General features: G+C 56.5%; 13 protein-coding genes. 4 read left to right on the top strand and 9 right to left on the bottom strand.

Going from position 1 to position 13,532, the window contains the following annotated elements; translation table 11 throughout:
* Positions 1-86 precede the first annotated feature (86 nt).
* From MYY08_RS09830 to xerD, 6 genes are all read right to left on the bottom strand, one after another.
* Positions 87-590, bottom strand: a complete 504-nt coding sequence (locus MYY08_RS09830; protein ID WP_084970512.1) for a cupin domain-containing protein — start codon at positions 588-590, stop codon at positions 87-89.
* A 109-nt stretch (positions 591-699) separates the two neighbouring features.
* Positions 700-2,220, bottom strand: coding sequence for a lysine--tRNA ligase (lysS, locus tag MYY08_RS09825; protein ID WP_038624341.1), 1,521 nt, complete (start codon positions 2,218-2,220; stop codon positions 700-702).
* A 9-nt stretch (positions 2,221-2,229) separates the two neighbouring features.
* Positions 2,230-3,328 (bottom strand): peptide chain release factor 2 gene (gene prfB / locus MYY08_RS09820; protein WP_103790883.1). Its coding sequence is split into 2 segments (ribosomal slippage): positions 2,230-3,252 and positions 3,254-3,328, totalling 1,098 coding nucleotides; the frame shifts between segments, so codons are not numbered across the junction.
* Positions 3,329-4,129: 801 nt separating this feature from the next.
* Positions 4,130-5,848: a single-stranded-DNA-specific exonuclease RecJ gene (gene recJ, locus MYY08_RS09815; RefSeq protein WP_373996395.1), complete on the bottom strand. Its 1,719-nt coding sequence runs from the start codon at positions 5,846-5,848 to the stop codon at positions 4,130-4,132.
* Positions 5,849-5,866: 18 nt separating this feature from the next.
* Entirely contained in the window at positions 5,867-6,571 is a 705-nt protein-coding gene (dsbC, locus tag MYY08_RS09810) for a bifunctional protein-disulfide isomerase/oxidoreductase DsbC (protein ID WP_038624335.1), read from the bottom strand.
* A 25-nt stretch (positions 6,572-6,596) separates the two neighbouring features.
* Complete coding sequence (xerD, locus tag MYY08_RS09805; protein ID WP_038624333.1) at positions 6,597-7,490, bottom strand: site-specific tyrosine recombinase XerD; 894 nt, start codon at positions 7,488-7,490, stop codon at positions 6,597-6,599.
* A gap of 107 nt (positions 7,491-7,597) precedes the next feature.
* On the opposite strand from xerD, the gene fldB reads away from it, so the two are divergent.
* Positions 7,598-8,116 carry a flavodoxin FldB gene (gene fldB / locus MYY08_RS09800; RefSeq protein ID WP_038629888.1) on the top strand — a complete coding sequence of 173 codons (519 nt, stop codon included), beginning with the start codon at positions 7,598-7,600 and terminating at the stop codon, positions 8,114-8,116.
* 46 nt (positions 8,117-8,162) lie between these two features.
* Here the strand turns inward: fldB and MYY08_RS09795 are convergent, their stop codons facing one another.
* On the bottom strand, positions 8,163-8,564 hold the full coding sequence (locus MYY08_RS09795) for a protein YgfX (protein WP_052133863.1): 402 nt from the start codon (positions 8,562-8,564) through the stop codon (positions 8,163-8,165).
* The gene (sdhE, locus tag MYY08_RS09790; RefSeq protein WP_038624329.1) at positions 8,548-8,826 is read right to left on the bottom strand and encodes an FAD assembly factor SdhE; all 279 of its coding nucleotides are present in this window, start codon (positions 8,824-8,826) and stop codon (positions 8,548-8,550) included. The genes MYY08_RS09795 and sdhE overlap by 17 nt, the downstream gene beginning before the upstream one ends.
* Before the next feature lie 226 nt (positions 8,827-9,052).
* Between sdhE and ygfZ the strand changes: the two genes are divergently transcribed.
* Positions 9,053-10,036, top strand: coding sequence for a tRNA-modifying protein YgfZ (gene ygfZ, locus MYY08_RS09785; protein WP_038624327.1), 984 nt, complete (start codon positions 9,053-9,055; stop codon positions 10,034-10,036).
* Between the two features lie 41 nt (positions 10,037-10,077).
* On the opposite strand, the gene trhA is transcribed toward ygfZ, so the two are convergent.
* Positions 10,078-10,737: a PAQR family membrane homeostasis protein TrhA gene (trhA, locus tag MYY08_RS09780; protein WP_038624325.1), complete on the bottom strand. Its 660-nt coding sequence runs from the start codon at positions 10,735-10,737 to the stop codon at positions 10,078-10,080.
* Positions 10,738-10,957: 220 nt separating this feature from the next.
* On the opposite strand from trhA, the gene MYY08_RS09775 reads away from it, so the two are divergent.
* Together MYY08_RS09775 and MYY08_RS09770 are read left to right on the top strand one after the other, a co-directional pair.
* Positions 10,958-11,689: a MurR/RpiR family transcriptional regulator gene (locus MYY08_RS09775; protein WP_038624323.1), complete on the top strand. Its 732-nt coding sequence runs from the start codon at positions 10,958-10,960 to the stop codon at positions 11,687-11,689.
* Between the two features lie 214 nt (positions 11,690-11,903).
* On the top strand, positions 11,904-13,340 hold the full coding sequence (locus tag MYY08_RS09770) for a 6-phospho-beta-glucosidase (protein ID WP_038624321.1): 1,437 nt from the start codon (positions 11,904-11,906) through the stop codon (positions 13,338-13,340).
* Positions 13,341-13,532 lie beyond the last annotated feature (192 nt).

The raw sequence follows: 13,532 nt of genomic DNA, 5'->3' as shown, positions 1-13,532 counted from the left end.
CGCTGTATAACAATGTCGCGCCTAATATCCCTTACGTACATTTTGAACGCTGGCTACAGGCGGACATTAAATCCTGACGCGTACTTTTACTTGCGCTGCGCATCCGGCAGGCCGTCATGGGTGCCGAGCGGCTGCGCCGGCGGCTCGATCCAGCGGTCGGCGCGCGTGGCGGCGTAGTCGGGATTCAGCGGATAGTAGATGCGATTTTCCTTTTTGTTCGCCTCGCCCACCACCAGCAATTTGACCTCTTCTTCGCTGTTGTTAATAAAGGTGTGGCAGATGCCGGTGCCCGCCGGAAACGCCACCGCGTCGCCCGGCGTCAGCGCATGCAGCTCGCCGTTGAGCCAGAGATGGGGCTGCCCTTCCAGCACATAGACAAACTCCTCTTCGGCGCTTTCGGCGTGCGGATAAGAGAGGCGGCGGCCCGGCAGCAGGCGCTCGTGATGAATGCCGATGCGCGTCAGCCCCAGCGCGCGGCCCAGCGGCGCGCCGATGCCCATGCGCTCATCGCTGCCGCGATAGTGGGCCTTATCGGGTTCCTCCAGCGTTTGCCAGCGGCCGATGCATTGCGGACGTGAAGATGAAGACATAGCTTTACTCCTGATGAAGCCAGATTTTTAGCCTGGCAAAGGCGCAAGCGTATCTCAAGGCGGAAATGAAAAAGGACGCCGAAGCGTCCTTTTTACTCTGTCGTCAGCGTTATTTGCCGGACGGACGCAGCGCCGGGAACAGGATCACGTCGCGGATGGTGTGGCTGTTGGTGAACAGCATTACCATGCGGTCGATACCGATGCCCAGACCTGCGGTCGGCGGCAGGCCGTGCTCCAGCGCGGTGACGTAGTCTTCATCGAAGAACATCGCTTCGTCGTCGCCCGCGTCTTTCGCTTCCACCTGCTGACGGAAGCGATCGGCCTGATCTTCCGCATCGTTCAACTCGGAGAAACCGTTGCCGATTTCGCGGCCGCCGATAAAGAATTCAAAGCGGTCGGTGATTTCCGGGTTGGTGTCGTTGCGGCGCGCCAGCGGAGAAACTTCTGCCGGATATTCGGTGATAAAGGTCGGCTGGATAAGATGGCTTTCCGCGGTCTCTTCAAAAATCTCAGTGACAACGCGACCCAGGCCCCAGCTTTTCTCTACTTTGATGCCCAGCGAGCGCGCAATGGCGACCGCTTTATCGAAATCATCCAGATCGGCCAGGTTAGTTTCCGGGCGGTATTTCTGAATCGCTTCTTTCATCGTCAGCTTAGCGAACGGCTTGCCGAAGTCGAACACCTGGTCGCCGTAAGGCACTTCGGTGGTGCCCAGCACCTGCTGCGCCAGGGTGCGGAACAGGCTTTCGGTCAGCTCGATCAGATCTTTATAATCCGCATAGGCCATATAGAGTTCCATCATGGTGAACTCAGGGTTATGGCGCGGCGAGATGCCTTCGTTACGGAAGTTGCGGTTGATTTCGAATACGCGATCGAAACCGCCCACCACCAGACGTTTCAGATAGAGTTCCGGCGCGATGCGCAGGTACATATCAATGTCGAGCGCGTTGTGATGGGTGATGAACGGACGCGCGGAGGCGCCGCCTGGGATCACCTGCATCATCGGCGTTTCCACTTCCATAAAGTCGCGGCTCACCATGAACTGGCGGATGCCGGCCATGATCTGGGAGCGAATGCGGAAGGTTTTGCGCGACTCTTCGTTGGCAATCAGATCGAGGTAGCGCTGACGATAGCGCGTTTCCTGATCGGCCAGGCCGTGAAATTTATCCGGCAGCGGACGCAGCGCTTTGGTCAGCAGGCGCAGTTCGGTGCAATGGATAGAGAGTTCGCCGGTTTTGGTTTTGAACAGTTTGCCGCGCGCGCCGAGGATGTCGCCCAGGTCCCACTTTTTAAACTGTTCGTTGTAAACGCCTTCCGCCAGGTCGTCGCGCGCCACGTAAAGCTGGATGCGGCCGCCGACGTCCTGCAGCGTTACAAACGACGCCTTGCCCATAATGCGGCGCGTCATCATACGGCCCGCCACGCTGACTTCGATATTCAGCGCTTCCAGCTCTTCGTTGCTTTTCTCGTCATACTGCGCGTGCAGCTGTTCGGAAATGCCGTCGCGGCGGAAATCGTTCGGGAACGCCACGCCATGTTCACGCAGCGCGCTGAGCTTTTCACGACGCGCTTTCAGTTCGTTATTAAGTTCAAGCGCGGCATCAGCGCCCTGCGGTTGTTGTTCAGACATGTCGGTTCCTTATAGCCCTGCTTTCAAACTTGCTTCAATGAAGCGATCCAGATCGCCGTCCAGCACCGCCTGCGTGTTGCGCGTTTCCACGCCGGTGCGCAGATCTTTAATGCGTGAATCGTCCAGCACGTAAGAACGGATCTGGCTGCCCCAGCCGATATCAGATTTGTTGTCTTCCAGCGCCTGTTTCTCAGCATTTTTCTTTTGCATTTCCAGTTCATAAAGCTTGGCTTTCATCTGCTTCATGGCCTGGTCTTTGTTTTTATGCTGGGAACGGTCGTTCTGACACTGGGTGACGGTACCGGTCGGAATGTGGGTAATACGCACGGCCGATTCGGTACGGTTAACGTGCTGACCGCCTGCACCGGATGCGCGGTAGACGTCGATGCGCAGGTCCGCCGGGTTGATTTCGATGTCGATGTCGTCATCCACTTCCGGGTAAACGAAGGCGGAGCTGAACGAGGTGTGGCGACGACCGCCAGAGTCGAACGGGCTTTTACGCACCAGACGATGCACGCCGGTTTCGGTACGCAGCCAGCCGAAGGCGTAGTCGCCGGAGATGCGGATAGTCGCGGATTTGATGCCCGCCACTTCGCCGTCGGAGACTTCGATGACTTCGGTTTTAAAGCCTTTATCTTCCGCCCAGCGCAGATACATGCGCAGCAGCATGCTGGCCCAGTCCTGCGCTTCGGTGCCGCCCGATCCTGCCTGCAGATCGATGTAGCAGTCGGCGCTGTCATATTCGCCGGAGAACATGCGGCGGAATTCCAGCTCGCCCAGTTTTTTCTCCAGGCCATCCAGCTCGGCGACGGCTTCGTTGAAGGTTTCTTCATCTTCCGCTTCAACGGCCAGGTCCAGCAGGCCGGTGACATCTTCAAGGCCCTGGCTCATCTGGTCGAGGGTTTCGACTACGGCTTCCAGCGCGGATCGCTCTTTGCCCAGCGCCTGAGCGCGTTCAGGTTCGTTCCAGACGTCCGGCTGTTCCAGCTCGGCGTTTACTTCTTCGAGGCGTTCTTTCTTGGCATCGTAGTCAAAGATACCCCCTAAGAACGTCGCTGCGCTCAGTGAGGTCCTGAATACGGTTTTTGACCGGATTAATTTCAAACATGGCTTTCGAATCTTTTAGGAAGTGTCTATGGATATGACCGGGCAGTTTACCCGAAAAGGCGAGGAGATTGTAGTTTTGTCCGGCGGTTTGTGCAGGTGCAGCGGGCGCGGGGTTTAAGGGGCTGGATTCGGACAGCGGGTGCGGGGTTTAAGGAGCAGGATTCGGACAGCGGGTGCGGGGTTTAAGGAGGCAGGATTCGGACGGCGGGCGCGGTGATTAAGTCGCTCACTTTCGGTCAGCGACGGGCAGGCCGCTACGTAAAGTCGTCGTCAATCCATCCCTGGAGACTCCGCCGCGTCATCCCTGACGCGGAGGCTTTACTTCGCGGCCTGCCCGCCGCCTCCCTGACATCGTGCAAATAGTTCGCCGTCCTGACATCGTGCGAATAGTTCACCGTCCTGGCATCGTGCAAATAGTTCACCGTCCTGACATTGTGCAAATACTTCACCGTCCAGTTATCGTGCAAAGGCTTTACCAAACAAAAGCCGATAAAATTTTAAAAGGTCAGGTTACGCAAGCGCGATATCAGAGGAGTAAGAGGGACAGGACGAGAGGCGGGCCTCCCGCGCCAGGGAAGGCGCGGGCGGAGGCCCCAGGGATGGGTGCATGCCGTCCCGCCGAGCGGCCTGTCCCTCTTGCGACCGGCACGGATTGCTTTTAACCAACCGACACAGCCCGGTTTTAACCAACCGGCACGGATTGTTTGTAACCAATCGGCACTGCCCGGTTTTAACTAACCGGCACGGATTGTTTTTAACCAATCGGCACTGCCCGGTTTTAACCAACCGACACCGCCCTGCCCTATAGCGGCCAGATATGTTCGATCAACAACTGCACGCTACGATTGCCGCGGAACTCATTCACATCCAGCTTATAGGCCAGCTCAACGTGACGCACGCTGGCGTCCGGCCAAAGACGCGTATCAATATTAAACGCGATGCCGTCCAGCAACGGCCCGCCGCCTAACGGCTCCACCATCACCTTCAGATGACGCTCGCCCACCAGACGCTGTTGCAACAGCTTAAATTTGCCGTCGAACACTGGCTCCGGAAAAGCCTGTCCCCACGGCCCCGCATCGCGCAGCATTTCCGCCACCGGCAGCGTCAGATCCGGCGCCGACAGCTCGCCGTCTGACCAGATAACGCCCTGCAATGCGTCCGCATCCAGCCACTCGCCCACCAGGGCGCTAAACAGCGTGCTGAACTGCTCGAACTTCGCCTCTTCAAGCGACAGACCTGCCGCCATCGCATGGCCGCCGAACTTCAGGATCAACCCCGGATTCAACGTATCCAGACGTTCAAGCGCATCGCGCAGATGCAATCCCGCTACCGAACGGCCTGAACCTTTCAGCGTGCCGTCGCCCGCAGGGGCGAAAGCGATTACCGGACGGTGAAAGCGCTCCTTCAGCCGGGATGCCAGAATACCTACCACGCCCTGATGCCACTCAGGATGATAAAACGCCAGACCCAGCGGCAGCGTATCGCTGCTGCGCTCCAGCTGATTACAGAGCGCCAACGCTTCCGCCTGCATCCCCTGCTCAATCTCTTTGCGCGTCTGGTTCAGCGCATCCAGCTCGCTGGCCAACATCCGCGCCTGCGCCAGATCCTCCGTCAGCAGCAGCGCCACGCCTACTGACATATCATCCAGACGACCGGCGGCATTAAGACGCGGGCCAAGCGCGAAACCTAAATCGCTGGCGGCCAGCTGGCGCGCATCGCGATTCGCCACTTCCAGCAGCGCGCGAATGCCGGGACGGCACTTGCCTGCGCGGATGCGGCTCATTCCCTGCCAGACCAGAATGCGGTTATTGGCGTCCAGCGGCACCACGTCCGCCACCGTGCCGAGCGCCACCAGATCGAGCAGCTCCGCCAGATTTGGGATTGCCAGGCCGTTATCGAACCAGCCCTGCTCGCGCAGATGCGCCCGCAGCGCCAGCATCAGATAAAACGCGACGCCGACGCCCGCCAGCGCGCGGGAAGGAAAAGTACTGTCATCAAGATTAGGGTTAACGATCGCTTCCGCTTCAGGCAGCGTTTCACCTGGCAGATGGTGATCGGTCACCAGCACAGGGATGCCTTTCTGGTGCGCGCACAGCACGCCCGCGTGGGAAGAAATGCCGTTATCCACCGTCAGGATTAGCTCTGCGCCGCGCGCCGCCGCCTGCTCCACCACTTCGGGACTCAGGCCATAGCCATCATCGAAGCGGTTAGGCACCAGATACTGTACGTGCTGACCGCCCATGCTGCGTAACGCCAGTACGGTCAACGCGGTGCTGGTGGCGCCGTCGGCATCGAAATCGCCGACGATCATAATCTGTTTTTGATCGCGCAGCGCCTGATGCAGCAGCTCAACCGCCTGCTGCATGCCGCTCAACCCCTGCCAGGGATGAAGGAATTTCGCGCCGCGCTCCAGCTCGCGCGCGTCGCCTATACCGCGCTGGGCGTAAAGGCGACGCAGCAACGGATGAAAATCCGTCGGCAAAGCTGTATCGGGCGCCGCCTCACGGCGGCGAAGTTGCATCGGTTTATTCACTGCTGATTAGCTACCGCTCTTTTGTTTATCAAGAAACTGCTTCATCTCCTGCGGCCCCTGATAACCTGGAATCATCATGCCATTCTCCATCAGGATGGCAGGCGTGCCCTGAATGCCGAACAGAATGCCCAGCTGATACTGCTTTTGAAGATCGATTTTGCAATCGATGGGAGAAACTTCGTCGCCTTTCATTGCCGCGTCGAACGCTTTATTACGATCCGCCGCGCACCAGATGGACTTCATTTTCTTCGCCACCTGCCCATTCATTCCTTCGCGCGGGAAAGCCAGATAGCGCACGGTGATGCCCAGCGCATTGTAGTCGGCCATCTCCTGATGCAGCTTGCGACAATAACCGCAGGTGATATCAGTGAAAACGGTAATCATATGCTGCTCTTTCGGCGCCTTATAGACGATCATCTCTTTGCTTAAGGCATCGACTTTTTTCTGCAGCTGTTGATTGGTGACGTTCACCGGATGCGCGCCGCTGACATCATATAGCGGCCCCTGAATAAAGTGCTTTCCATCTTCGGTGACATAGAGCACGCCGCTTTCAGAGAGCACGGTTTTCATGCCCGGCAACGGCGAAGGCTGGATCTCGACCTGTTGCAGTCCCAGCTTGCGCAAAGATTGCTGAATCGCGGCGTCATCCGCCTGGGCTACGCCAGCAACAGAAGCAGCCAGCAAAGCGGCGATGGCAAAAGTTTTTTTCATCCTGTTCCCTTATTACTCCGCCGCCTCAGGCGCGCGGATGATGCTGTTGATGTAACTGACGCAGACGCTCGGTGGCGACATGCGTATAAATTTGCGTCGTGGAGAGATCGCTGTGCCCCAGCAGCATTTGTACGACACGTAAATCCGCGCCGTGGTTCAACAGATGCGTGGCAAAGGCGTGCCGCAGCACGTGCGGCGACAGCTTCTCGCTGTCGATGCCGGCCAGCGTGGCGTAATGTTTGATGCGGTGCCAGAAGGTTTGGCGGGTCATCTGCTGCGCGCGGTTGCTGGGAAACAGCACGTCAATCGCCCGGCCGTTCAGCAGCCACGGACGACCATATTCCATATACTGTTCCAGCCAGTGTATCGCCTCTTCGCCCAGCGGCACCAGTCGCTCTTTGTTGCCTTTGCCGATCACACGCACCACGCCCTGGCGCAGACTGACATCGCTTATCGTCAGCCCCACCAGCTCTGAAACGCGCAGTCCGGTGGCGTAGAGCAGCTCCAGCATCGCTTTATCTCGCAGCTCAATCGGCTGATCGACGCTGGGCGCCTGTAGCAGCCGCTCCACCTGCGCTTCCGACAGATCCTTCGGCAGACGCTGCGGCAGTTTGGGCGACGAGAGCAGCGCGCTTGGATCGTCATCGCGCAGCTTTTCGCGATAGAGATACTGGAACAGCCGCCGCGTCGCGCTTAACAGGCGCGCCGAGCTGGTGGCTTTATAACCGCCCTCGATGCGCTCGGCAAGAAAAGCCTGTAAATCGGCCGCGTCTGCCTGGAGCAGAGAACGTTGGTGATGCGCCAGCCAGCCGGTCAGCGACAGCAGATCCTGTCGATAGGAGGTCAGGGTGTTTTGCGCCAGATTACGCTCTATCCACAGCGCATCGAGAAACTGTTCAATAAGATCGTTATCCTGCATCTTTTTCCCTCGCGCAAAGCCGTGAATTTCACCGCATTATGCCTGAAAGCGGCGCCCTTCTGATACAATTGCGCCCATCTGATGATATGAATGAGTAGATGTTCCGTATGAAAATTGGCCTTTTTTACGGTTCCAGCACCTGTTACACCGAGATGGCCGCCGAGAAAATTCGTGATTTTATCGGCGAGGAGCTGGTCACGCTGCACAACCTGAAGGATGACGCTCCAGCGCTGATGGAGCAGTACGATATGCTGATCCTCGGCATCCCGACCTGGGATTTCGGCGAATTGCAGGAAGACTGGGAGGCGGTCTGGCAGGAGATCCCGACGCTGAAGCTGCGCGGCAAAGTGGTGGCGCTCTACGGCATGGGCGATCAGCTCGGCTATGGCGAGTGGTTTCTCGATGCGCTGGGAATGCTGCATGAGCTGCTCGCGCCGATGGGCGTTCAGTTCGTCGGCTACTGGCCGATTGAAGGCTACGAGTTTACCAGCCCGAAACCGCTTACCGCCGACGGCACGCAATTTGTCGGCCTGGCGCTGGATGATGTGAATCAGTTTGAAGAGAGCGATGAGCGCATCGCCCAATGGTGCGAGCAGATCCTTACGGAAACCGCCGCGCTGCTATAGCAACCGCTGCGCGGGCCTTGCCTGACTTCACTGCCGCACGTGGCGTTTAGCCGGGCTCATATCCCTTAAACAGGCGACGCAGCGCGCGCCAGTTCGCTTCCGGCATGCTGTCCCGCATCAGCCACAATGACAGGCGTGTCCCCTGCGGCGTGCGCAGCGTAAGCAGTATGCCAAACGGCAGAATAAACGGCGGCCGCATCACCTGATAATCCCGCTGTCGCCAGCGCCAGATGCGGCTTTCCTCCGCCGTTAAGCGGCCGCTGAAGCGACGTTGTAGATGCAGACGTCGCCACAGTTCGCCGAGCATTAGCAGCAGCAGCACCATCATCAACGGCGCCAGCGACGGCGGCCAGGGCAACAACAGCAATCCGAAGACGAGCGGGCTATAGAGCAGGCAGGTTATCTGCTGCGCCCGCGCCGACGGGGAGAGATCAGATTGCCACCGCACCACGTTCCGGGCCACGCTGCTGGTTGCGCGTCTGAATCAGCTGCACCATACGTTTCAGCTCGGCATCGGCCGGCTCGCCGTGGTTCATCAGCCAGTTAAACAGATCGGGATCGTCGCTTTTCAGCAGACGAATAAACAGCGCCTTATCTTCATCGCTCAGCGAATCATATTCATATTTAAAGAAAGGCATAATGGCGATATCCAGCTCCAGCATGCCGCGGCGGCAGGCCCAGTGAATACGGGATTTATCGTTGATATCCATGTGTTCCGTCATCGGTTGGCTCAAACATGCAGGCTAGTGTAGCGCTTTTTTTCGGGCCTGTTGAAGGCAAATTCTCCCCCTGCGGGCCACAGCGCAAAGTGGCAATGCGGGTTGCGAGGTTATCACGCGATTTGTGCGTCCGCTTCAGGAAACAGGTTGCAAAGCCATACTGCTCTTTTAATATGAGGTCACTATTCCTTATCCACTGACTTTTTCAGGACTCCCTATGCCTGACTTTACGTTTCCACCGCGCCAGCCCGTTGCTTCCTCCCGACTGCCGCTGACGCTGATTTCGCTGGAGGATTGGGCGCTGGTTTCCGTGCAGGGCGCGGATAGCACCACCTATCTGCAAGGCCAGGTGACGCTGGACGTCGCTGCGCTGGCTGCCGAGCAGCATTTACCCTGCGCGCACTGCGATGCGAAAGGGAAAATGTGGAGCAACCTGCGACTGTTCCATCGCGGCGAAGGCTACGCCTATCTGGTGCGCCGCAGCGTGCGCGATATGCAGATCACCGAGCTGAAGAAATACGCCGTTTTTTCTAAGGTGACGATCGCCGCCGACGAACAGCCGGTTCTGCTGGGCGTGGCGGGCTTTCAGGCCAGAGCGGCGCTGACTCACCGTTTCGCCGCTCTGCCGGATGCGCAGACGCCGGTGGTGCAAGATGGCGATTCAACGCTGCTCTGGTTCGGCACGCCTGCCGAACGTTTCCTGCTGGTGACCACCGCGGAAAAAGCCGCCGAACTGAAAGAGGCGCTGGCGGGCGAGGCGCAGCTTAACGGTAGTCAGCAGTGGCTGGCGCTGGATATTGAAGCGGGCCTGCCGGTGCTGGATGAAAAAACCAGTGGCCAGCTGATCCCACAGGCGACCAACCTGCAGGCGCTGGATGCGATCAGCTTTAAGAAAGGCTGCTATACCGGTCAGGAGATGGTGGCGCGCGCCAAGTTCCGCGGCGCCAACAAGCGAGCGCTTTACTGGCTGGCGGGCAAAGCGGGACGTGTTCCGGAGGCGGGCGACGCGCTGGAGCTGAAGATGGGTGAAAACTGGCGACGCACCGGCACTATTCTGACGGCCGTACAGCTGGAGTCCGGCGATGTCTGGGTACAGGCGGTGCTGAATAACGATCTGGAGCCGGAAAGCGTACTACGCGTGCAGGGCGACGAGGGCGGCGAACTGGCTATTCAGCCGCTGCCCTACTCGCTGGCGGAATAACCGGTCTGAAAAATAAAAAGGCGGCCTTCAGGCCGCCTTTTTTAGGGCTTCAGTATATAAAGGTAGATCGCTAAAAAGTGGCAGATGCTGCCGCCCAGAACAAAGCCATGCCAGATGGCGTGGTTGTATGGAATACGCTTCGCCACATAAAAAATCACGCCCAGCGTGTAGATGATGCCACCCACCGCCAGCAGCCAGAGACCGCCCGGCGCCAGCTTGATCGCCAGCTGATAAATCACGATCAGCGAGAGCCAGCCCATCAACAGGTAAGTCACCACCGACAGCACCTTGAAACGGTGGATGAAGACCAGCTTAAAAATAATGCCCAGCAGCGCCAGACTCCAGATCACCACCATCAGACCATGCGCCAGCGGCGATTTCAGCCCCACCAGCAGAAACGGCGTATAGGTGCCGGCAATCAGTAAGTAGATCGCGCAGTGATCCAGCTTTTTCAGCCAGAATTTAGCGCGCGGGTTTGTAACAGCATGATAAAGCGTCGAGGCGAGAAACAGCAGAATCATGCTGCCGCCATACAGGCTGTAGCTGGTAATTGCCAGCGCGCCCGCATTAGCGTCGATGGCCTGGCTCAGCAGCAACACCAGCCCGACGATGCCAAAGATGCAGCCCAGGCCATGACTGATGCTGTTAGCGATCTCTTCCGCCAGCGAGTATCCCTCGGCTAATACATTTTTATTCGCCATATTCACCCCCTGAAATTGCGTAATGCCCTGTGCAAAAAAGGAAATCTTTATCGACAGGTTGCGCCGGTTTTTTACGCATTCAAAGACTAGCTGAGAATCATTTCAGTATACACCTGTAAGCTGAAAGAATTTTATGTCCGCCTGTAACGCTTACGCACGCATCGGCGAAAAAAACAAAATCTGGTAAGGTAGGCGCGGTAATGACTGACGCGGATACAGCATGTTTACTCACAGCATAATCTCAACGCTTAACGACACCGAGATGCAGGTTTATAACACCGTGATCAAAAGCGGTGACAAAGTGATGTATATGACCATCCGCGAGCTGGCGGACGCTGCCGGTGTCTCCACCACCTCGGTGCTGCGCTTCTGCCGCAAAATGCAGTGCGATGGTTATTCTGAATTTCGCATTCGCTTTAAATTATATCTGGAGCAGGAACAGCAGCGCCCGATTAATTATGGCGTGAATGAAATGGTCAGCTTCTTTAAAAGCATTAATAATGACGATTTCGAATATTTAATTAGCCAGGCGGTGGAGCATATTCTGGCGGCGCAGCGTATTATTTTTATCGGCGCGGGCACTTCCGGCACGTTAGGAAAATATGGTGCACGCTTTTTCTCTAACGTAGGTAAATTCAGTAATTACATCGACGACCCTTATTATCCGGTCAGCAATGATATGTATAAAGACGCAGTGGCGATTATCCTTTCCATTTCCGGCGAAACCGAAGAAATCCTGCGGCTTGCCAGCCAGTTCAGCCTGCATCGATGCAAAATCATTACTATTACCAATAGTGAAACCAGCTCGCTGGCGAAGCTGGCGGATTTTAATATCTCTTGCCATATGCCATTAATTCGCATGAACGGCGGCTTTGATATCACTACCCAAGTGCCGACGCTCTATATTATCGAAAGTATTGGTCGTAAACTCGCCAGCCGCCTGAGCGAATAAAACAAGCTGTTTTTTACAGGTAACAAATTACATTTGTCACGTTTCGTTATAACGTGACATTCCCCTGCGCTTTGCTACACTCCAAACAACCTTTATCACCGGCGCGTTATTATTTCACGCTCTCTTACCGCGGCATCGCCTTTATTTTGTAGCGGCCGCTGCGTGATAATCCGCGGCCCGACCGCTTTTTTACTGCAACAGTAAGGAACGCTTTATGACCAGGCATCAGTTACCGAAAGATTTTTTGTGGGGCGGCGCCGTTGCCGCGCATCAGGTTGAAGGAGGATGGGATCAGGGCGGCAAAGGCATCAGCATCTGCGACGTGCTTTCCGGCGGATCGCACGGCGTCGATCGTGTTATGACCGACGGCGTTCAGCCCGGTTATAACTACCCTAACCATGAGGCGGTCGATTTTTATCATCGTTATAAAGATGATATCGCGCTGTTCGCCGAAATGGGTTTTAAATGCTTCCGCACCTCTATCGCCTGGACGCGTATTTTCCCTAACGGCGACGAACTGGAGCCGAACGAGGCAGGCTTACAGTATTATGACGATCTGTTCGACGAACTGTTAAAGCACGGCATCGAGCCGGTCATTACCCTTTCCCACTTTGAAATGCCGTGGCACCTGGTAAAACAGTACGGCGGCTGGCTGAACCGAAAAGTGGTCGACTTCTTTGTGCGTTTCAGCGAGGTGGTCCTGCGCCGCTATCAGCACAAAGTGAAATACTGGATGACCTTCAACGAGATCAACAACCAGCGTACCTGGAACTATCCGTTGTTCGGCTACTGCTGTTCCGGCGTGGTATTTACCGACCATGATAATCCTGAGCAGACCATGTATCAGGTAATGCACCATCAGTTTGTCGCCAGCGCGAAAGTGGTGGCGCTGGGACATCGCATCAATCCTGATTTCCAGATCGGCTGCATGATCGCCATGGTGCCCGTCTATCCTTTCTCGTGCCATCCAGACGATGTGATGTTCGCCCAGGAAGCGATGCACCGCCGCTATGTCTTTAGCGACGTGCAGATGCGCGGCTACTATCCCGCCTACGTGCTGCATGAGTGGGCGCGCAAAGGCTACCACATCGAGATGGAAGCGGGCGATGAAGAGACGCTGCGCAACGGCTGTTGCGACTACGTGGGCTTCAGCTACTACATGAGCAACGCGGTGCAGGCCAACGCCAAAGGCGAAGGCGACGCCATTACCGGCTTTGAAGGCAGCGTGCCGAATCCGCATGTGAAAGCCTCCGACTGGGGCTGGCAGATCGATCCGGTGGGCCTGCGTTACTCCCTGAACGCGTTATATGAGCGCTATCAGAAGCCGTTGTTTATTGTAGAAAACGGCTTTGGCGCGATTGATAAGCCGAATGCCGACGGCTTTATCGAAGATGATTACCGCATCGATTATCTGCGCGCGCACATCGAGCAGATGAAAAAAGCGGTGCTGGAGGATGGCGTCGACCTGATGGGCTACACGCCATGGGGCTGTATCGACTGCGTCTCTTTCACCACCGGTCAGTACAACAAGCGCTACGGCTTTATTCACGTCGATAAAAACGATGACGGCAGCGGCACTATGGCGCGCTCGAAGAAAAAAAGCTTCGCCTGGTATCAGCAGGTTATCGCCAGCAACGGCGAGCAGCTGTAAGATCAATAAAGGCCGGCGCTATCTCCGGCCTTTATGATTGCTATCCACCTTTATTATCCCTTCATTCATAACGCTGTTAAAATATTATTTTAAAATTCATCTTTAATTAATAACCTGACAACATTTAATGACCACAACAGCGAATTCATTTTACTGCGTAACAGATATTATTTCTCTTTCATACTGCTCGCT

It is taken from the genome of Mixta sp., assembly GCF_024610815.1.
GTDB lineage: Bacteria > Pseudomonadota > Gammaproteobacteria > Enterobacterales > Enterobacteriaceae > Mixta > Mixta calida.
Note: the sequence above shows the minus strand (reverse complement) of the source record. Positions and strands in the feature narration are given on the sequence as shown.